The following is a 234-nucleotide window of genomic DNA, read 5'->3' on the forward strand; positions in this document are numbered from 1 at the left end:
TCAGAAATTAAACAAATTTTAAACAAAATCAAGGCTACGCCTTGTAAAACAGCGGAGGGATTGTCAGTTTATTCAACTTTGCCAAAGGTCGTAGCATGACGGGTGATTAACTTTGGCAAAGTTTGAGATGAAAAAGCGATGTGTTGGGACTGTTAGGAGGATTCGGAAGGAAACGGAAAAGAGCGGAAGAGAGAAGGGTAGAGTTTTGATGAAAAAAGGGTGTAAGGAGGGTGG

It is taken from the genome of Capnocytophaga sp. oral taxon 324 str. F0483 (assembly GCF_000318315.2).
Taxonomy (GTDB): Bacteria; Bacteroidota; Bacteroidia; order Flavobacteriales; family Flavobacteriaceae; genus Capnocytophaga; species Capnocytophaga ochracea.